This window comes from Acidovorax sp. GW835-FHT14B10 (genome assembly GCF_058793725.1).
On sequence record NZ_JBXAGC010000017.1, the window covers coordinates 49,675 to 67,995 of the forward strand.

General features: G+C 65.8%; 16 protein-coding genes. 12 read left to right on the plus strand and 4 right to left on the minus strand.

What is annotated here, in order from left to right; genetic code table 11:
• Positions 1–12: 12 nt before the first annotated feature.
• Positions 13–1,005 (minus strand): Bug family tripartite tricarboxylate transporter substrate binding protein, encoded by a 993-nt coding sequence (locus AC1Q5S_RS14325; protein WP_422202727.1) that lies wholly within the window; start codon positions 1,003–1,005, stop codon positions 13–15.
• A gap of 421 nt (positions 1,006–1,426) precedes the next feature.
• Here AC1Q5S_RS14325 and AC1Q5S_RS14330 point away from each other — a divergent pair, with 421 nt between their 5' ends.
• Entirely contained in the window at positions 1,427–2,557 is a 1,131-nt protein-coding gene (locus AC1Q5S_RS14330; protein WP_422202728.1) for a PQQ-dependent sugar dehydrogenase, read from the plus strand.
• 312 nt (positions 2,558–2,869) lie between these two features.
• A complete protein-coding gene (locus AC1Q5S_RS14335) occupies positions 2,870–3,181 on the plus strand; it encodes a hypothetical protein (RefSeq protein ID WP_303833128.1) in 312 nt (103 codons plus the stop codon).
• 65 nt (positions 3,182–3,246) lie between these two features.
• On the opposite strand, the gene htpG is transcribed toward AC1Q5S_RS14335, so the two are convergent.
• Positions 3,247–5,220: a molecular chaperone HtpG gene (gene htpG, locus AC1Q5S_RS14340; protein ID WP_422202729.1), complete on the minus strand. Its 1,974-nt coding sequence runs from the start codon at positions 5,218–5,220 to the stop codon at positions 3,247–3,249.
• Positions 5,221–5,490: 270 nt separating this feature from the next.
• Between htpG and AC1Q5S_RS14345 the strand changes: the two genes are divergently transcribed.
• The 3 genes from AC1Q5S_RS14345 to AC1Q5S_RS14355 are packed head-to-tail and all read left to right on the plus strand — an operon-like array spanning position 5,491 to position 7,063.
• Positions 5,491–5,904 carry a cupredoxin domain-containing protein gene (locus tag AC1Q5S_RS14345; protein WP_422202730.1) on the plus strand — a complete coding sequence of 138 codons (414 nt, stop codon included), beginning with the start codon at positions 5,491–5,493 and terminating at the stop codon, positions 5,902–5,904.
• 57 nt (positions 5,905–5,961) lie between these two features.
• The gene (locus AC1Q5S_RS14350) at positions 5,962–6,546 is read left to right on the plus strand and encodes a DUF1571 domain-containing protein (protein ID WP_422202731.1); all 585 of its coding nucleotides are present in this window, start codon (positions 5,962–5,964) and stop codon (positions 6,544–6,546) included.
• Positions 6,547–6,559: 13 nt separating this feature from the next.
• A complete protein-coding gene (locus tag AC1Q5S_RS14355; RefSeq protein ID WP_422202732.1) occupies positions 6,560–7,063 on the plus strand; it encodes an SRPBCC family protein in 504 nt (167 codons plus the stop codon).
• Between the two features lie 90 nt (positions 7,064–7,153).
• Here AC1Q5S_RS14355 and AC1Q5S_RS14360 read toward each other — a convergent pair whose 3' ends face one another.
• Positions 7,154–7,954, minus strand: a complete 801-nt coding sequence (locus AC1Q5S_RS14360) for a pseudouridine synthase (RefSeq protein ID WP_492239017.1) — start codon at positions 7,952–7,954, stop codon at positions 7,154–7,156.
• A 516-nt stretch (positions 7,955–8,470) separates the two neighbouring features.
• Positions 8,471–9,196 carry a Crp/Fnr family transcriptional regulator gene (locus AC1Q5S_RS14365; protein WP_303833135.1) on the minus strand — a complete coding sequence of 242 codons (726 nt, stop codon included), beginning with the start codon at positions 9,194–9,196 and terminating at the stop codon, positions 8,471–8,473.
• 185 nt (positions 9,197–9,381) lie between these two features.
• On the opposite strand from AC1Q5S_RS14365, the gene AC1Q5S_RS14370 reads away from it, so the two are divergent.
• The 7 genes from AC1Q5S_RS14370 to AC1Q5S_RS14400 all read left to right on the plus strand — a co-directional run bounded on the left by AC1Q5S_RS14370 (position 9,382) and on the right by AC1Q5S_RS14400 (position 18,266).
• Positions 9,382–11,316: an AMP-dependent synthetase/ligase gene (locus AC1Q5S_RS14370; RefSeq protein ID WP_422203182.1), complete on the plus strand. Its 1,935-nt coding sequence runs from the start codon at positions 9,382–9,384 to the stop codon at positions 11,314–11,316.
• An 18-nt stretch (positions 11,317–11,334) separates the two neighbouring features.
• Positions 11,335–12,120, plus strand: a complete 786-nt coding sequence (locus tag AC1Q5S_RS14375) for an ABC transporter ATP-binding protein (protein WP_303833138.1) — start codon at positions 11,335–11,337, stop codon at positions 12,118–12,120.
• A 16-nt stretch (positions 12,121–12,136) separates the two neighbouring features.
• Positions 12,137–13,066: a branched-chain amino acid ABC transporter permease gene (locus AC1Q5S_RS14380; protein ID WP_303833139.1), complete on the plus strand. Its 930-nt coding sequence runs from the start codon at positions 12,137–12,139 to the stop codon at positions 13,064–13,066.
• 152 nt (positions 13,067–13,218) lie between these two features.
• Positions 13,219–14,295, plus strand: a complete 1,077-nt coding sequence (locus AC1Q5S_RS14385; protein ID WP_303833140.1) for a branched-chain amino acid ABC transporter permease — start codon at positions 13,219–13,221, stop codon at positions 14,293–14,295.
• 127 nt (positions 14,296–14,422) lie between these two features.
• Positions 14,423–15,751: an ABC transporter substrate-binding protein gene (locus AC1Q5S_RS14390; RefSeq protein ID WP_303833141.1), complete on the plus strand. Its 1,329-nt coding sequence runs from the start codon at positions 14,423–14,425 to the stop codon at positions 15,749–15,751.
• A gap of 223 nt (positions 15,752–15,974) precedes the next feature.
• Entirely contained in the window at positions 15,975–16,784 is an 810-nt protein-coding gene (locus AC1Q5S_RS14395; RefSeq protein ID WP_303833142.1) for an ABC transporter ATP-binding protein, read from the plus strand.
• A gap of 234 nt (positions 16,785–17,018) precedes the next feature.
• Positions 17,019–18,266: a phenylacetate--CoA ligase family protein gene (locus tag AC1Q5S_RS14400; protein ID WP_303833144.1), complete on the plus strand. Its 1,248-nt coding sequence runs from the start codon at positions 17,019–17,021 to the stop codon at positions 18,264–18,266.
• Positions 18,267–18,321 lie beyond the last annotated feature (55 nt).

Sequence of the window (18,321 nt, forward strand, 5' to 3'; positions counted from 1 at the left end):
CGGCCCAGGGAATCAATCCTGCTTCGCGCCGGAGATCTTCACCAGCTTCTCGATGATGGGGTTGGACGCGTCAAAGTCATTGCGGAACTGGGCTGCGCCGCCCTTGACACCTTCCAGGCCAAAGACCTGAAGGCGGGCCTTCATCTGGGTGGAATGGATGATCTCCACGGCCTCTTTCTCCAGCCGCTGCAGGATGGGCTTGGGCGTGCCGGCAGGGGCAAGCATCGTGAACCAGGCAATCGTCTTGAACTCGGGGTCGGGGAAGCCGGCCTCGGCCATGGTGGGCACGCCCGGCAGGTCGGCCAGGCGGTTGGGGCCGAACACGGCGATCGGGCGCAGGCGGCCTGCCTTGATCTGCCCCTGCGCGGCGGCCAGTGTACCCAGGCCCCAGGACACCACCCCGGCGGACAGGTCCTGGATGTGCGGGGATTCGCTCTTGTAGGCCACGTGGGTCATGTTCAGCTTGCGCGAATCGCTCAGGTAGGCGCTCATCAGGTGGCCGGGCGAGCCCATGCCGTAGGAGCCATAGTTGACCTTGCCCTTGTTCTGCTGCGCCCAGGCCATGAACTCCTTCATGTTCTCGGCCGGCACCTTGTCGTTGACCATCAGCACCAGGCTGGTGGCGGCAATCTGGGTGATGAAGTCAAAGTCCTTGCGGATGTCGTAGGGCACCTTGGAGAACATGTGGTGCGCGTAGAACACTGGCGTGGAATACGAGACCAGCACAGTGTGGCCGTCCGGCGCAGCGCGGGCCACGGCGTTGGCGCCCAGCATGCCCGAGGCACCGGCCTTGTTGTCCACGATCACCGGCTGGCCCAGGCGCTTGCCCAGTTCCTCGGCCAGCACGCGGCCCACCACGTCGGTGCCGCCACCGGCCGCTGCGGGAATCACCATGGTGATGGGACGGTTGGGATAGCCCGGCGTGGGGTTGCCGGCCTGCGCCTGCGCCACGCCCACGGCACCCCAGGACACGGCGACCGTGGCCAGGATGGTCTTGATTTGCATGATGGAACTTCCTTGAAATGAAATTTGCTTGCCGATATTCAACGGATAGAACCAGCAGCACCATTGGGAATAGCCCTCGTGCCATGGATCGCCTGGCTGGTTGATGGGTTATCACGCCATCTTCAAAAACCCCGTGACTGCCAAATCCCGGAGATCCATGGGCATGAATGCCAACATGCCGCTTTGAAATGGACAGACCAGCAAGGCATTCGCGCGCCCGGCGTGAGCCGCCGGGTCTTCGGGCGGCCCGCCTTGGGCCACCGGCTTGCAGCCGCGCCCATGCGGCGCACAATGCACAGGCCGATGGCCCCCACCAACAGACCGGAGGAAGCGCCCGATGAAGCATGTGTCAAAACCGCCTCAATCCCAAGTAAAACAGGTGCTAGCAGCTATTGTTCACATAGCTATTTCCACCACTGTTATGCAGACGAACGGGGCCGCGCTGGCGCAGGGGGCGGCATCCGGTCCATCCGTGAACCCAGTGCCACCCGTTGCGACGCGCAGCCAGGTGTCGGTGCAGGTGGTGGCTTCGGGCCTCCGCCATCCGTGGGGTCTTGCTTTTTTGCCCGGCGGGCACTTTTTGATCACCGAGCGGCCTGGCCGTCTGCGCGTGGTGGCGCCGGACGGGCGGATGGGCCCGCCCCTGGCCGGGCTACCGCGGCTCGCCGTGGGTGGGCAGGGCGGGTTGCTGGATGTGATCACCGATGCGGACTTTGCGCGCAACCGGCGCATCTTCTTTTGCTACTCCGAACCCGCATCGCCCGAACGCGGCGGCAGCGGCAACAGCACCGCCCTGGCCAGTGCTACGCTGGCGCCAGGCGCGACGGCGCTGCAGGAGGTCACCGTGCTCTTCAGCCAGCGGCCCAAGGTGGCCAGCCAACTGCACTTTGGCTGCCGCATCGTGCAGGCTCCGGACGGCAACCTGTTTCTCACCCTGGGCGAGCGCTATGGCCGCAAGGACGACGCCCAGGGTCTGGACAACCATCTGGGCAAGGTGGTGCGCCTGGCGCCCACCGGGGGCGCTGCACCCGGCAACCCGCTGGCCGACCGCGCCGGCGCGCTGCCCGAAATCTGGAGCTGGGGCCACCGCAATCCGCAGGGCGCCGCATGGGGGCCGGACGGCCGACTGTGGATTCACGAGCACGGCGCCCAGGGCGGCGATGAGATCAACCGCCCCGAGCCCGGCCGCAACTACGGCTGGCCGGTGATCACCTACGGCGAGAACTACGGCGGCGGCAAGATTGGCGTGGGCACGGCCAAACCCGGCATGGAGCAGCCGCTGCACTACTGGGTGCCGTCCATCGCGCCTTCGGGCATGGCTTTTCTCACCAGCGACCGGTACGGCGCGGATTGGCGCGGCAGCCTGTTTGTCGGCTCGCTCAAGTTCACGCGCCTGCACCGGCTGGAGCTGCGAGGCGGCCGGGTGGTGCGCGATGAATATCTGCTCGACAGCCTGGGCGCGCGCATTCGCGACGTGCGCCAGGGGCCGGACGGCTGGATTTACCTGCTGACCGACAGCCCCAACGGACAATTGCTGCGCCTCGCGCACTGATCCAGCCCGGAGGTTGAGCGAAGCAGCGGCCGCGACACCGTCTGCCCACACTCTGCACCCACACATCCAGGATTGCCATGCTGCGCACCCTGTCCACGATGCACTTCAGCGCCACAGAAGAGGGCCTGGGTGAGTGGCTGCGGCCGGCGCGCGCTGGCTGGCTGCGGTTTGCCGCAGCCTGTGGTCGCTTGGGGAAAACAGATGCTCGACATTCAGGTGAACCATTGCCAAAGGGCGCAATGCACCCACACCAATTGTCCGGCCTCGGATATGCTGCACATCTACACCTCAGCGGCGCGCGCGCATCACCCCATGAAAGACCTGATCCGCACGATTTTTTCCATCCGCCAGCAGCGCCGCACCCCTGCGGCCGGCCCCATCCCGCCCCTTGGAACTTTCATCGTCCGCAAGGAGATCAGGATGGCGGTCAACCAGCCGATTCCGCACGACCTGTGGAACTGGATGGTGCTTTCAGACTGGCGCACGGTTCCGGTCAAGAAGGACCGGCGCAAGACACTGGAACTGCCCGCCGGCGCCCTGCAGGAACTCATCAGCGCCCCACCGACCGAGCGCGACACCGTGCATGCCCGAATCCTGACCCGGGCCCGTGTGTCGCGCGCCTGAGGCCGCGCAAAAAATAGCGCCTTGCGCCCGGCCGCAGGGCACCAGGCGCTCAGCACATGGCGGGCTCAGGCCAGCAGCGCATTCACCCGCTTGACGTAAGCCGCCGGGTCTTCCGGCAGACCACCTTCGGCCAGCAGGGCCTGGTCGAACAGGATGTGGGCCAGGTCGTGGAAATGCACGCTGCCGTCGAGCTTTTTCACCAGCGCGTGCTCGGGGTTCACCTCCAGCACCGGCAGGGTTGCGGGCGCCTGCTGGCCGGCCTGCTTGAGCATGCGGGCGAGCTGGGTGCTCATGCCGTCGTCCTGCACCACCAGGCAGGCGGGTGAATCCACCAGGCGCGAAGTCACGCGCACGTCTTCGGCCTTGTCTTTCAGGGCTTCTTTCAGCTTGGCCAGCACGGGCTTGAAGGCTTCTGCGGCAACTTCTGCAGCTTTCTTCTCGGCTTCGTCCTGCAGCTTGCCCAGGTCCACCGCGCCCTTGGCCACGCTTTGCAGCGGCGTGCCGTCAAAGTCTTGCAGGTAATTCAGCGCCCACTCGTCCACGCGGTCGGTCATGAGCAGCACCTCGATGCCCTTCTTCTTGAAGACTTCGAGCTGCGGGCTGTTCTTGGCGGCGGCCAGGGTGTCGGCGGTGATGTAGTAAATCGCCTCCTGGCCTTCCTTCATGCGCGCCTTGTAGTCGGCAAAACCCACGGTGGGGGTGTCGCTGGTGGTGCTGGCAAAGCGCAGCAGCTTGGCCAGGCGCTCGCGGTTGCCGAAGTCTTCGCCCAGGCCTTCCTTGAGCACGGCGCCGAACTCGCTGTAGAACGCCGTGTACTTGCCTTCCTTGGCCTTGTCGTCGGCATCGACCACATCGGTCACGCCATCGGCGTTGACCGTGGTGTCATGCCTGTCGTGCTTGGCCAGGTCTTCCAGCATGCTCAGCACGCGCTTGGTGCTGCCTTCGCGGATGGCGCGCACGTCGCGGCTTTCCTGCAGCAGTTCGCGGCTCACGTTGAGCGGCAGGTCGGCCGAGTCGATCACGCCCTTGACGAAGCGCAGGTAGCTGGGCATCAGCGCCTCGGCGTCGTCCATGATGAAGACGCGCTTCACATACAGCTTCACGCCGGCCTTCTTGTCGCGGTTCCACAGATCGAACGGCGCCTTGGCGGGGATGTAGAGCAGCTGCGTGTATTCGGTGTTGCCTTCCACGCGGTTGTGCGCCCAGGTCAGCGGGGCCTCGTGGTCGTGGCTGATGGCCTTGTAGAACTCGGCGTACTGCTCGTCGGTGATGTCCTTCTTGGGGCGGGTCCACAGGGCGCTGGCCTTGTTGATGGTTTCCCACTCGCCGGTCTTGACCATGCCGCCGGGCTGGCGGCCGCCGTTCTCGTCGCCGGGGTTGATGAGCTCGCCGTCTTTCCACTCTTCCTTTTCCATCAGGATGGGCAGGCTGATGTGGTCGGAGTATTTGGCGATGACCTGCTTGAGCTTCCAGGCGTTGAGGTATTCCTCGGCGTCATCGCGCAGGTGCAGGATGACGCTGGTGCCGCGTTGCGGGCGGGTGATGGTTTCCACCTCGAAGTCGCCGCTGCCGCCGCTGGTCCAGCGCACGCCGTCTTCGGCCTTCAGGCCCGCGCGGCGCGATTCCACGGTGATCTTGTCGGCCACGATGAAGCCCGAGTAGAAGCCCACGCCAAACTGGCCGATGAGCTGGGCATCCTGCTTCTGGTCGCCCGAGAGCCTGCCCATGAAGTCCTTGGTGCCGCTCTTGGCGATGGTGCCCAGGTGGTCGATGGCCTCCTGCGCGCTCATGCCGATGCCGTTGTCGGTGATGGTCAGCGTCCTGGCCGCCTTGTCGAAGGTGACGCGCACTTCGAGGTTGGGGGCGTCTTCGTACAGCGCGTTGTTGTTCAGCGCCTCGAAGCGCAGCTTGTCGCAGGCGTCGGAGGCGTTGGAGACCAGTTCGCGCAGGAAGATTTCCTGGTTGGAATACAGCGAATGGGTGACAAGGTGCAGCAACTGGGCCACTTCGGCCTGGAAAGACAGGGTTTGTTTGCTCATGGTGTCTGGGTTCTGGTGCCTTGGAACAGCAAAATAAAGAAACGGAACGGCCCCTACATGGGGACAGGGCGCCAATTATCAATAGTGCCAAGGCTCGGCGCTGGTCCGCCGGCGCCCGGTGGACCGAGCAGCGCCTCATTTCTGGCAACGCACGGCAAGGTGGTTGCATTTGCCGTCATTTTCAATATTTAATGTCTCCGTGCAGTGGCACGCCGTTGTGCATGCGCCCGCGTCGGCACCGGTTGCCGCCACTGCCTGGGAGATTGCACCATGGACACCAGCTTTCTCGGGCTCGTTTGCCGCATCCTGGCTGTTGCAGCGCTGGCGCTGCCAGCGGGCATGGCCGCCGCACAGGAGACCACCGCCACGGTGGACACCGATGGCGTGCAGCGCATCGCCATTGGCGGTGGCAGCTATTTCTTTCGGCCATCGCACATCGTGGCGCGCGCCAACCAGCCGCTGGAGATCCGCCTGAGCGTCGAACCCGGCCTGGTCCCCCATCGCTTCGTGTTGGAAGGCCCCGACGGCCAGCCCCTGGCCGATGTGTCGCTGGGCACGCAGGAGCAGACCCTGCGCCTGACCCTGGCGCCCGACACCTACCCGTTCTACTGCCCCAACCGGCTACTGCTTTTCCAAAGTCACCGCGCGCATGGCATGGCCGGCGTGCTGCAGGTGCAGGAGTAATGCGTGGCATGGCGATGGCCCGCTCTGGCGCTGCTGACACTGCTGCCCCTACCCGCCATGGCTGACCTCCTGACCGACGCCGAAGCCCGCTTTGGCGCACTGCAGAGCTACCAGGTCACGCTGCACTCCACCCATGGCACGGGCGCGCAGGAGGTGATCCGCTACTTCTACCGCAAGCCGGGGTGGGTGCGCATGGAATTCGATAAGCCGCATCACGGTGCCGTGCTGGTCTATGCCCCGGACACCCGGCGCGTGCGGCTGTGGCCCTTCGGTCTGGGCCATTGGCCGGCGCTGGACCTGGCGCCGGACCATCCGCTGCTGCGCAACCCGCACGGCCACCGCGTCGATCGCTCGGATGTGGGCGTGCTGCTGGGCAACATGCTGGCGCTGCGCCAGCGCGGCAGCATTTCGCCACCGGAAACGGCAGAGTGGGCCGGCCAGCCGGCAACCGCCCTGGACATCACCGGGCCGGCCGGCGGCAGCGCGGGCGCGGTGCAGCGCTATCGGGTATGGCTGGCCCGCGACACCCTGTTCCCGCTGCGCGTGGACAGCTTCGCGGCCAACGCGGGCCTGCTGGAGAGCGTGGACATGGGCGATGCGCGAATCGGCGTGCAATTCCCGGAGCGCTTCTTCACCCCCTGAGCACCCGCCCCGCATGCGCACACCCGTCGCCACCGTTTACCGCCTGACCACGCGATGGGGCTTTGACGCACCGCTGGACGCCGTATGGAATGCCATCGTCGATGCGGAGCACTGGTCGGCCTGGTGGCCAGGCATCGACTGCGTGACCCTGGAACCCGGCGATGCCCAGGGCCTGGGCGCGCTGCGGCGCTACACCTGCCGCGGCGCCCTGCCCCTGCACCTGCGCTTCACCGCCCGGGTCACGGACATCAGCCCGCAGCAGCTGATCGAGGGGCAGGCCTGTGGCGACCTCGTGGGCATGGGCCGCTGCCGCCTGGGCCATGCCCAGGGGCAGACCACCGTCTGCTTCGACTGGCAGGTGCACACGACCGGCGTCTGGCTGAACCGCCTCGCTCCGCTGACCCAGCCGCTGCTGCGCTGGAACCACGACCAGCTCATGCGGGCCGGGGGCCGGGGACTGGAACGCCACCTGGCACGCAGCGCGGCCGGGAGCGCTATCCAAAAAGAGAGCTCGTAACGCTTTCACCTGAAGGGTTTCGGGCGATTGACCTCTGGAACCGCCCAATGGCATGCGCCATCAGCTCACGGTTTTGCAGCATTCACCGCATCAGAACCGCTCGCCCGGCGCCAGGTAGCGCCATTGCCCGACAGGCAGGTTGCCCAGCACCACGCGGCCCATGCGGATGCGCTTGAGCCCCACCACCTTGAGGCCGACTTGCTCGCACATGCGGCGGATCTGGCGCTTCTTGCCCTCGGTGAGCACGAAGCGCAGTTGCTCGGGGTTCTGCCACTCCACCTTGGCCGGCTTGAGCGGCTGGCCGTCCAGGCTCAGGCCGTGGCGCAGGCGCGCCAGCAGCTCGGGTGGAAACACCGCCTGCACGTTGGTGCTGACGGGGTCGCGTTCGTTGATTTCCTGCAGTGGTGCGCTGCGCTCGCCGGGGTGCCGTGGCGCGGCCTGGCCGGATCCTTCGTAAACCACGCGCACCAGGTATTCCTTGTCGATCGTGGAGTCCTCGCCAATCAGCTGGCGGGCCACGCGGCCGTCCTGCGTGAGCACCAGCAGGCCCACCGAGTCGATATCGAGCCGCCCGGCGGGCGCCAGCCCGCGCAGTTGTGGCGGCGAAAACCGGATGCGGCTGGGATCATCGCGCCAGTGCGTGCGCGGGTTGATCAGTGCCACGGCGGGCGTATGGCCGTCCTCGGCCTGGCCGCTGACATAACCCATGGGCTTGTGCAGCAGGATGGTGACGCGCTGCTCCTGAAAACCCTGGGCGACCTTGTCCACGTCAATGCGGTCGGTGGGCAGCACCTGCAGGCCCATCTCCGCCACCTCGCCATTGACCTTGACCCAGCCCTGGGCAATCCAGTCGTCGGCCTCGCGGCGCGAGCACAGGCCCAGTTCGGCCATGCGCTTGTTCAGGCGGGACGTGACCAGCCCGTTGGCAGCCACGGTGGGGGCGGCCCGCACGGGCGCCTGGCGAACCGGCGCGACAAACGGACCCGACGCCGTGCGGTAGTTGGGGGGCGCGGGCGCCCTGGAGGGCCGCGGCGGCGGTGCAGGTCGGACAGGCGCTGCCTTGGCCGCCACGGCGGGACGGCGCAGCACGGCGCGCGCGGGGGCGGCTACGGGCGCTGCAGGCACAGGAGCGGGTGGGCCGCCCGCGTCGGAGGCGGGGGCGGCAGCGGGGCCGGCAGGCGGGCGGGTGCGGGAAGAAGACATGGTGCGTATTTTCGCCTGCCAAGCCGGGCGGTCCCATGGCGCTGATGTCTGGCGCGCCTGCCAGGCCAGAAAATCACCGGCCGGCGAAGGCCGCGCAGGCGATACCCCTGCGGCGACAGGCGGTTGGGCATGGCCCCGAAGACACCAGCGGGGGACTGCGTTTTTTGCCCCTAGGCAAGGGCATCGGCGCCGCCTCGGGGGCCGCTACCCGGGGTCTTTCCTCTGAAAGATGCTGGACCGCAAGGCGCACAGATCCAGCACCCGCAGCCCGCCATATTCGATGCGAATGGCCCCTTGCCGCTCCAGGGCCGCCAGGGCCTCGTTGACCCGCTGGCGCGACAGCCCCACCAGATAGGCCAGCTCCTGCTGCGTGATGCGCAACACCTCGCCCACGCCGGGATACAGCACGGGGTTGAACAGCGCGGCCAGGCTGCGCGCCACCCGCACATCGGGGTTGTTCAGCCGGTCGATCTCGCGCGCCGCGATGAACTGGGCCAGGCGCTCGTTGAGCTGGTTCATCACGAAGCGGTTGAAGCCGATGGAATGGTCCAGCAGCCAGTGGAAGGTATCGATCGGCAGCCCCGCCACCACGCTCTTGCGCAGGGCCTGGATGTTGTAGCGGTAGGGCTCGCGCTTGAGCGCGGTGCCCTCGCCAAACCAGCCGCCGGGCGGCACGCCGGTGAAGGTCATGGTCTGGCCCTGGGCGTTGTCGCTGCTCATCTTGAGCAGGCCCTCGACCACGCCAAACCAGTAGGTCACCGGCCGCCCGAGACGGCAGACAAAGTCGCCCGCTTTCGCGTCTCCCACCCGCAGCGAGTCCACGGCGCGCTCGCGTTCGGCGGGCAGCAGCGGGGCCAGCCACGGAATATCGTCCAGTTCCGCCTCGGTGGGCGGACGGCGGCGCTGGTGCAGGGACAGATCGTGGGTCATGCGCGTGTCTTCGGGGCGGTGCAGAGGTTCCCAAGGGTTCAACCCCATGAGGACTTTCCCGCAAATTGTCGTCCGAAAGACATGCCAACGTCAAAGCCCGTCCTAGCATGGAACCCAACGCACTGCCCCAGCCTGCAGCGCACCCGGCAGCCACCGGGCTGACACCACCCTTATTAGGAACCGGAATGAAGACCACGTTCCCGCAACTGCTGCTCCAACATGCCGCCGAGCGCCCCACGGCCCCGGCGCTGCGCGAAAAAGAATACGGCATCTGGCAAACCTGGAGCTGGCAGGAGGCCGCCGAAACCGTGCGCCACATGGCCTGCGGCCTGGCGGCCCTCGGATTGGAGCGGGGCCAGAACCTCGCGCTGGTGGGCGACAACCGCCCCCACCTCTACATGGGCTTCATTGCCGTACAAAGTCTGGGCGGCGTTCCCATTCCCCTGTACCAGGATGCCGTGGCATCCGAGATGGCCTTCGTCATGGAAGACGCCGAGGTCCGATTTGTCTTCACCGAAAACCAGGAGCAGGTGGACAAGCTGCTGGAAGTGCGCGAAACCCTGCCCGGCATCGCGCACATCATTTACGACGACCCACGCGGCCTGCGCGACTACGACCAGCCCGGCCTGATCAGCACCGAAAAGCTCCTGGCCCTGGGCGCCGAATGGGACCGCGCCCACCCCGGCGCCTGGGATGCGATGGTGGCCAGGAACCAGCCCGACGATGTGTCGGTGATCCTCTACACCTCGGGCACCACCGGCAAGCCCAAGGGCGTGTGCCAGACCCACGCCAGCTTCATCGCATCGGCACAAGGCGGGGTAGAGGTCGATGGGCTCAATCCCAACGACAACGTCATCTCCTACCTGCCCCCGGCCTGGGTGGGCGACCACCTGTTCTCGCTGGCGCAATGGCTGGTGGCAGGCTTCACCATCAACTGTCCCGAGTCGGCCAGCACCGTCAACATCGATCTGCGCGAAATCGGCCCCACTTATTACTTTGCGCCCCCGCGCGTGTTCGAGGGCATGCTGACCTCGGTCTCGATCCGCATGGAAGATGCCGCACCCGCGAAACGCTGGCTCTATGCCCGGTGCATGGACCTGGCCCGCCGCGTGGGTTCCGACATCCTGGACGGCAAGCCCGTAGCGCTGTCGGACCGCATCCTCTACCGCCTGGGCGACATCGCCATCTATGGGCCGCTGCGCAATGTGCTGGGGCTGTCGCGCCTGCGCGTGGCGTACACCGCCGGCGGCGCCATCGGCCCCGACCTGTTCCGCTTCTTCCGCTCGATCGGCATCAACCTCAAGCAGCTTTACGGCCAGACCGAGACCTGCGCCTACGTGTGCATCCAGAAGAACCGCCAGGTCAAGCTCAACACCGTGGGCCAGGCCGCACCGGGGATCGAGCTCAAGATCGCCGACAACGGCGAGGTGCTGGTCAGGGGCGTGTCGGTGCTCAAGGAGTACTACAAGCGCCCGGACGCCACCGCCGAGGTGATCGATGCCGACGGCTACTTCCACACCGGCGATGCCGGCGTGCTCGATGAAGACGGGCACCTGCGCATCATCGACCGCGCCAAGGACGTGGGCAAGCTCCATGGCGGCGCCATGTTCGCGCCCAACTACATCGAGAACAAGCTCAAGTTCTTTCCGCAGATCAAGGAGGTGGTGTGCTTCGGCCACCAGCGCGACCAGGTCTGCGCCTTCATCAACATCGACTACGAGGCCGTGGGCAACTGGGCCGAGCGCCAGGGCCTGCCCTACGGCGGCTACGTGGACCTGGCCTCCAAGCCGCAGGTGCTGCAGCTGATTGCGGACTGCATTGCCCAGGTCAATACCGACCTGGCCGCCGAGGCCGGCATGGCCGACACCCAGGTGGCGCGCTTTCTGGTGCTGCACAAGGAGCTGGACCCCGACGACGACGAGCTCACCCGCACCCGCAAGGTGCGCCGCAATTTCATTGCCGAGAAATACGCCGTGCTGGTGGACGCGCTCTACACGGGCAAGGCCGAGCAGTTCATCGAAACCCAGGTCAAGTTCGAGGATGGCCGCACCGGCAGCGTGAGCGCCACGCTCAAGATCCTCGACGCCAAGACCCATGCGCCTGCCAAGGTCAGTGCCTGAGACACCGGAAAGCACCCCATGACCCAGAAAAAGATTGGCGACGTCATCCTGGACGTCAAGAACATCAGCCTGCGCTTCGGCGGCGTGAAGGCGCTGACCGACATCTCGTTCAACGTGCGCGAACACGAGATCCGCGCCATCATCGGCCCCAACGGCGCCGGCAAGAGCTCCATGCTCAACTGCATCAACGGCGTCTATACCCCGTCCGAGGGCTCGATCACCTTCCGCGGCAAGACCTTTGCCCACATGAACTCGCGCCAGGTGGCCGAGATGGGCGTGGCGCGCACATTCCAGAATCTGGCGCTGTTCAAGGGCATGAGCGTGATCGACAACATCATGACTGGCCGCAACCTCAAGATCAAAAGCAATCTGCTGCTGCAGGCGCTGCGCCTCGGCCCGGCCGAGCGCGAGGAAATCCGCCACCGCGAATTTGTCGAGCACATCATCGACTTTCTCGAAATCCAGGCCTTCCGCAAAACGCCGGTGGGCCAGCTGCCCTACGGCCTGCAAAAGCGCGTGGACCTGGGCCGGGCCCTGGCCATGGAGCCGCAGGTGCTGCTGCTCGACGAACCCATGGCGGGCATGAACGTCGAGGAAAAGCAGGACATGTGCCGCTTCATCCTGGACGTGAGTGCCGAGTTCGGCACCACCATCGTGCTGATCGAACACGACATGGGCGTGGTGATGGACATCTCGGACCGCGTGGTCGTGCTCGACTACGGCAAGAAGATCGGGGACGGCACCCCCGATGAAGTGCGCAACAACGAAGACGTGATCAGTGCCTATCTGGGCACCAGCCACTGAAGGCCGGAGAACACACATGGCATTCTTTCTTGAAACCCTCATTGGCGGCCTCATGGCCGGCATGCTGTATTCCCTGGTGGCGCTGGGCTTCGTGCTGATCTACAAGGCCTCGGGCGTGTTCAACTTTGCGCAGGGGGCCATGGTGCTGTTCGCGGCGCTGGCCATGGCGCGCTTTGCCGAATGGATTCCGAAGTGGACCGGCATCGAGAGTCCCATCGTAGCCAATCTCGCGGCCTTCGTGATCGCGGGCGCCATCATGTTCGTGGTGGCCTGGGTGATCGAGCGGCTGGTGCTGCGCCACCTGGTGAACCAGGAGGGCGCCACGCTGCTCATGGCCACGCTGGGCATCACCTACTTCATGGAAGGCCTGGGCCAGACGCTGTTCGGCAGCGACATCTACAAGATCGACGTGGGCATGCCCAAGGACCCGATCTTCGTGCTGGAAAGCATGTTCCAGGGCGGCATCCTGGTGAACAAGGAAGACGTGATCGCCGCCGCCATCGCCGCGGCGCTGGTGGCCCTGCTGTCGGTGTTCTTCCAGAAGACCTCCACCGGCCGCGCCCTGCGCGCCGTGGCCGATGACCACCAGGCCGCCCAGTCCATCGGCATCCCGCTCAACCGCATCTGGGTGATCGTGTGGTGCGTGGCGGGCGTGGTGGCCCTGGTGGCCGGAATGATCTGGGGCAGCAAGCTCGGGGTGCAGTTCTCGCTGACCACGGTGGCCCTGCGCGCGCTGCCGGTGGTGATCCTGGGTGGCCTCACCTCGGTGCCCGGCGCCATCATCGGCGGGCTGATCATCGGCGTGGGCGAGAAGCTCTCCGAGGTGTATCTGGGCCCGTTCGTTGGCGGGGGCATCGAGATCTGGTTTGCGTATGTGCTGGCGCTGGTGTTCCTGCTGTTCAGGCCGCAAGGCTTGTTCGGGGAAAAAATTATTGATCGCGTATGAAATACGAGACCCATAATTTTTCGAAGGCGGCACAACGCGCACCGCGCGTTGTCAGCGGAGCCCAAGGCGCCGCGTGGCACCGCGGGTGCGCCCCCGTGCAAAAGATCATTGATCGCGCTTAAACCCATCACAAGAACAACAGGAGACACACCATGCTCTACCGCGAAAACGGCCAGTTCAAGACCAGCTACCGCGCCGACCAGCAGATCTTCCCGATCGCCCAGGACCGCCTGGCCATCGGCATCCTCCTGGCCATTGCGTTCATCGCCGTGCCCATGCTGGCCAGCGACTACATCTTCCGCGCCATCCTGATCCCCTTCGTGATCATGTCGCTGGCGGCCCTGGGGGTGAACATCCTGGTGGGCTACTGCGGCCAGATCTCGCTGGGCTCGGGCGCCTTCATGGCCGTGGGGGCCTACGGGGCCTACAACTTCTTCGTGCGCTTTCCGGGCATGCCGCTGATCCCGGCGCTGGTCCTGGGCGGGCTGTGCGCCACGTTCTTCGGCATCCTGTTCGGCCTGCCCAGCCTGCGCGTGAAGGGCCTGTACCTGGCCGTGGCCACGCTGGCCGCGCAGTTCTTCAGCGACTGGATGTTCCTGCGCATCAAATGGTTCACCAACAACTCCGACTCGGGCTCGGTGTCGGTGAGCAGCCTGCAGGTGCTGGGCCTGCCCATCGAGAGCGCCACCAGCAAATACCTGTTCTGCCTGGCCCTGCTGGTGATCGTGGCCCTGCTGGCCAAGAACCTCGTGCGCGGCGCGATCGGACGGGAATGGATGGCCATCCGCGACATGGACGTGGCCGCTGCCGTGATCGGTATCCGCCCCATGTACGCCAAGCTCAGTGCGTTTGCCGTGAGCTCTTTCATCATCGGCATGGCGGGCGCGCTGTGGGCCTTTGTGCACCTGGGTGCCTGGGAGCCGGCCGCGTTCTCGGTGGAAATCTCGTTCCGGCTGCTGTTCATGGTGATCATTGGCGGCCTGGGTTCCATCATGGGTGGATTTTTCGGCGCGGCCTTCATCGTGGTGCTGCCCATCGTGCTCAACCAGTTCCTGCCCGCGCTCCTCGGCGCTTTTGGCATCGAGATCTCCACCGCCGGGGTCTCGCACGCCGAACTGATGATTTTTGGCGCCCTCATCGTCTGGTTCCTCATCGTGGAGCCGCATGGCCTGGCCAAGCTGTGGTCCACCGCCAAGCAGAAGCTGCGCCTGTGGCCGTTCCCCCACTGAGCGCGCAGCCCTTGAGGAAACCCCTTACGCGCAATTCCCGATACGGACTGCCTGCATTGCCGCGTTAACTGTCGGTCCGTCTGGTTTTTCCCCCGTGCTTCAACATATTCATCCAAAGGAGACATCCATGAAGCTTTCGAAACTCGTGATCGCTGCCGCAGTGGTCGCCGCAGGCGCGTCGTCCGTCACGACCAGCGCCTTCGCGCAAGCCAAGGAGCAGTTCTTCCCGCTGCTGTCCTACCGCACCGGCCCCTATGCACCCAACGGCGTGCCATGGGCCAACGGCAAGCAGGACTACATCAAGATGATCAACGCCCGCGACGGCGGCATCAACGGCGTCAAGCTCACCTTTGAAGAGTGCGAAACGGGCTACGCTACCGACCGCGGCGTGGAATGCTACGAACGCCTCAAGAGCCGCCCCGGCGTCTCGCTGTTCGACCCCCAGGCCACCGGCATCACCTTCGCCCTGACCGAAAAAGCCCCCGTGGACAAGATCCCGCTGATGACGCTGGGCTATGGCCTGTCGGTGGCGCAGGACGGCCAGGCGTTCAAGTGGAACTTCCCGTTCATGGGCAGCTACTGGACGGGCGCCGACATCCTGATCCAGCACCTGGGCAAGGCCAACGGGGGCCTGGACAAGCTCAAGGGCAAGAAGATCGCGCTGGTGTACCACGACAGCCCGTTCGGCAAGGAACCGATCCCGCTGCTGCAGGAACGCGCCAAGATGCACGGCTTCGAGCTGCAGATGCTGCCCGTGACCGCACCCGGCGTGGAACAGAAGGCCACCTGGCTGCAGGTGCGCCAGAGCCGCCCCGACTATGTGCTGCTGTGGGGCTGGGGCGTGATGAACTCCACCGCCCTGAAGGAAGCCCAGGCCACGGGCTACCCGCGCGACAAGATGTACGGCGTGTGGTGGGCCGGTGCCGAACCCGACGTGCGCGATGTGGGCGACGGCGCCAAGGGCTACAACGCGCTGGCGCTCAACGGCTACGGCACGCAGTCCAAGGTCATCCAGGACATCCTCAAGAACGTGCACGACAAGGGCCAGGGCACGGGGCCCAAGGATGAAGTGGGCTCGGTGCTGTACACCCGCGGCGTGATCATCCAGATGCTGGCCGTCGAGGCCGTGCGCCGCGCGCAGGAGCGCTTCGGCAAGGGCAAGGTCATGACCGGCGAACAAGTGCGCTGGGGCATGGAGAACCTGTCTCTCGACCAGAAGAAGCTGGATGCGCTGGGCTTCAAGGACCTGATGCGTCCGCTGTCCACCAGCTGCGCCGACCACATGGGCTCCACCTGGGCACGGGTGCACACCTGGGACGGCAAGAAGTTCAACTTCTCGTCCGACTGGTACCAGGCCGACGAGCAGATCCTGAAGCCCATGGTCAAGGCGGGTGCCGACAAGTACCTGGCGGACAAGAAGATGACGCGCCGGGATGCCGGCGATTGCCAAAGCTAGGAGCATCCCCCTGAGGCACTGACGCGCCTTCCCCCTTCTCTCTCAGCGCTCGCGCTGCGGGAAGGGGGGCAACTCCAGCGCGGCGGGGCGGCCCTTGCGCGGCGTTCCTGGCCTGGGCCGCGACAGTTTTTACGGCCAGTGACAGCGGTTGCTCCTGCGGGCAGCCGCCAACCGAGAGGGTTGCAAGCGCAGCCCTCCCGATTGGCACAGCGAAGGCAACACCATGGACTCTCAAAACATCGTTCTCAATGTCAATGGCATCGAGGTCATCTACAACCACGTGATCCTCGTGCTCAAGGGCGTCTCGCTGCAGGTGCCCGAGGGCGCCATTGTGGCCATTCTGGGTGGCAACGGCGCCGGCAAGACCACCACGCTGCGCGCCATCTCCAACCTGCTCAAGGGTGAGCGCGGCGAGGTCACCAAGGGCACGATCGAGCTGCGCGGCGAGCGCATCGAAAACCTCTCGCCCGCTGATCTGGTCCAACGCGGTGTGGTGCAGGTCATGGAGGGCCGCCACTGCTTCGCCCACCTGACGATCGAAGAAAACCTGATGACGGGCTCTTACACCCGCACCAGCAAGGCCGAAATCGCAGCCAATCTGGAGAAGGTCTACAACTACTTTCCACGCCTGAAGACGCGCCGCACCTCGCAGGCGGCCTACACCTCGGGCGGCGAGCAGCAGATGTGCGCCATCGGCCGCGCGCTCATGGCCAACCCCAGCGTGGTGTTGCTCGACGAGCCCTCGATGGGGCTGGCGCCGCAGATCGTGGAAGAGGTGTTCAACATCGTGAAGGACCTCAATGCCAAGGAGAAGGTGACCTTCCTGCTGGCCGAGCAGAACACCAACATGGCGCTCAAATATGCCGACTACGGCTACATCATGGAAAGCGGCCGCGTGGTGATGGACGGCGCCGCCACCGATCTGGCCAACAACGAGGACGTCAAGGAGTTCTACCTGGGCGTGGGCGGCGGTGAGCGCAAGAGCTTCAAGGACGTCAAGAGCTACAAGCGCCGCAAGCGCTGGCTTGCTTGACGTGCGCGCTGTGATGCCCCCTGTGGCGCTGCGCGCCTTCCCCCTCAGGGGGACGCCTCCGGTGGCCCGGCGAAGCCGGCTCCACGGTGGCGCTGGCATTGGGGGTGTGGCGGTTTCAACCCATTGCGCCGCAAATACAAAAGATGAAAGCCCTCAATTTAATAGCTGCTAACGCTTGATTAATAAGCGCCAGATGCCAATTTCGCTCCTATTTACTGCACTGGAACCCTTTGCATGAACACGTTCTACGACGCCCTGGAAGCCCGCGACCCGGCACAACGCGAAGCCCAACTGATGGCAGCCCTGCCCACCCAGATCGCCCATGCGCAGCGCCAGTCGGCCGCCTTGGGCCACATCCTGCAAGGCGTGGATGCGGCCCGCATCACCAGCCGTGCCGCACTGGCGCTGCTGCCGGTCACGCGCAAGCACGAGCTGCAGGAGCGCCAGCAGGCCGGGCGCGCCGACAACGTTTTTGGCGGATTTGCCACCATTGGTTTCGGCGCTGCCATGCCGCGCGTTTTCTCCAGCCCCGGCCCGCTCTATGAGCCCGAGGGCACGCGCCGCGACTACTGGCGCATGGCGCGCGCCTTGTACGCCGCCGGTTTTCGCGCCGGCGAGCTGGCCCACAACTGCTTCAGCTACCACTTCGTGCCAGCCGGCTCGATGATGGAAAACGGCGCCCATGCACTGGGCTGCACGGTGTTTCCGGGCGGCACCGGCCAGACCGAGCAGCAGGTGCGGGCCATGGCCGAGCTGCGCCCGGCGGGCTACATCGGCACACCGAGCTTTCTCAAGCTGATCCTTGAAAAAGCGGCCGAACTGCAGCAGCCCCTGCCCAGCGTGACCAAGGCCCTGCTGTCGGCCGAGGCCTTTCCGCCGTCGCTGCGCGACTGGTTCACCGAGCGCGGCATTGCCGGCTACCAGTGCTACGGCACGGCCGACCTGGGCCTGATTGCCTACGAAACCGCGGCGCGCGAAGGCCTGGTGCTGGACGAAGGCGTGATCGTCGAGATCGTGCGCCCCGGCACGGGAGACCCGGTGCCCGAGGGCGAGGTGGGCGAAATCGTGGTGACCACCCTGAACCCCGACTATCCGCTGGTCCGTTTTGGCACCGGCGATCTCTCCGCCGTGTTGCCCGGCTTTTGCCCCACCGGCCGCACCAACACCCGTATCAAGGGCTGGATGGGGCGCGCCGACCAAACCACCAAGGTGCGCGGCATGTTCGTGCACCCGGCGCAGATCGCCGCCATCGCGCGCCGGTTTCCGCAGGTGCTGCGGGCCCGGCTGGTGGTGAGCGGCGAGATGGCCAGCGACCAGATGGTGCTGCAGGTCGAGACGCACGAAACCGCCGAGGGCTTGGCGCGCCAGCTCGCCGACATGGTGCGCGAAGTGACCAAGCTGCGCAGCGAGGTGCAGATGGTGGCCCCGGGCTCCCTGCCCAACGATGGCCGCGTCATTGAAGACGCGCGCAGCTATCGCTGAAAAACCACACCCGCGCACACCCGAATGCGGGTTGCGCGGACGAACGCAGGACACA

What these genes read in the sequence shown, in the direction of transcription:
- AC1Q5S_RS14355 (WP_422202732.1), top strand. Translation starts at nt 6,560, where the DNA reads ATGCGCACACCCGTCGCCACCGTTTACCGCCTGACCACGCGATGGGGC.
- AC1Q5S_RS14400 (WP_303833144.1), top strand. Translation starts at nt 17,019, where the DNA reads ATGAACACGTTCTACGACGCCCTGGAAGCCCGCGACCCGGCACAACGC.
- AC1Q5S_RS14370 (WP_422203182.1), top strand. Translation starts at nt 9,382, where the DNA reads ATGAAGACCACGTTCCCGCAACTGCTGCTCCAACATGCCGCCGAGCGC.
- AC1Q5S_RS14360 (WP_492239017.1), bottom strand. Translation starts at nt 7,954, where the DNA reads ATGGCCGAACTGGGCCTGTGCTCGCGCCGCGAGGCCGACGACTGGATT.
- AC1Q5S_RS14325 (WP_422202727.1), bottom strand. Translation starts at nt 1,005, where the DNA reads ATGCAAATCAAGACCATCCTGGCCACGGTCGCCGTGTCCTGGGGTGCC.
- AC1Q5S_RS14395 (WP_303833142.1), top strand. Translation starts at nt 15,975, where the DNA reads ATGGACTCTCAAAACATCGTTCTCAATGTCAATGGCATCGAGGTCATC.
- AC1Q5S_RS14365 (WP_303833135.1), bottom strand. Translation starts at nt 9,196, where the DNA reads ATGACCCACGATCTGTCCCTGCACCAGCGCCGCCGTCCGCCCACCGAG.
- AC1Q5S_RS14345 (WP_422202730.1), top strand. Translation starts at nt 5,491, where the DNA reads ATGGACACCAGCTTTCTCGGGCTCGTTTGCCGCATCCTGGCTGTTGCA.
- AC1Q5S_RS14350 (WP_422202731.1), top strand. Translation starts at nt 5,962, where the DNA reads ATGGCTGACCTCCTGACCGACGCCGAAGCCCGCTTTGGCGCACTGCAG.
- AC1Q5S_RS14375 (WP_303833138.1), top strand. Translation starts at nt 11,335, where the DNA reads ATGACCCAGAAAAAGATTGGCGACGTCATCCTGGACGTCAAGAACATC.
- AC1Q5S_RS14385 (WP_303833140.1), top strand. Translation starts at nt 13,219, where the DNA reads ATGCTCTACCGCGAAAACGGCCAGTTCAAGACCAGCTACCGCGCCGAC.
- AC1Q5S_RS14390 (WP_303833141.1), top strand. Translation starts at nt 14,423, where the DNA reads ATGAAGCTTTCGAAACTCGTGATCGCTGCCGCAGTGGTCGCCGCAGGC.
- AC1Q5S_RS14335 (WP_303833128.1), top strand. Translation starts at nt 2,870, where the DNA reads ATGAAAGACCTGATCCGCACGATTTTTTCCATCCGCCAGCAGCGCCGC.
- AC1Q5S_RS14330 (WP_422202728.1), top strand. Translation starts at nt 1,427, where the DNA reads ATGCAGACGAACGGGGCCGCGCTGGCGCAGGGGGCGGCATCCGGTCCA.
- htpG (WP_422202729.1), bottom strand. Translation starts at nt 5,220, where the DNA reads ATGAGCAAACAAACCCTGTCTTTCCAGGCCGAAGTGGCCCAGTTGCTG.
- AC1Q5S_RS14380 (WP_303833139.1), top strand. Translation starts at nt 12,137, where the DNA reads ATGGCATTCTTTCTTGAAACCCTCATTGGCGGCCTCATGGCCGGCATG.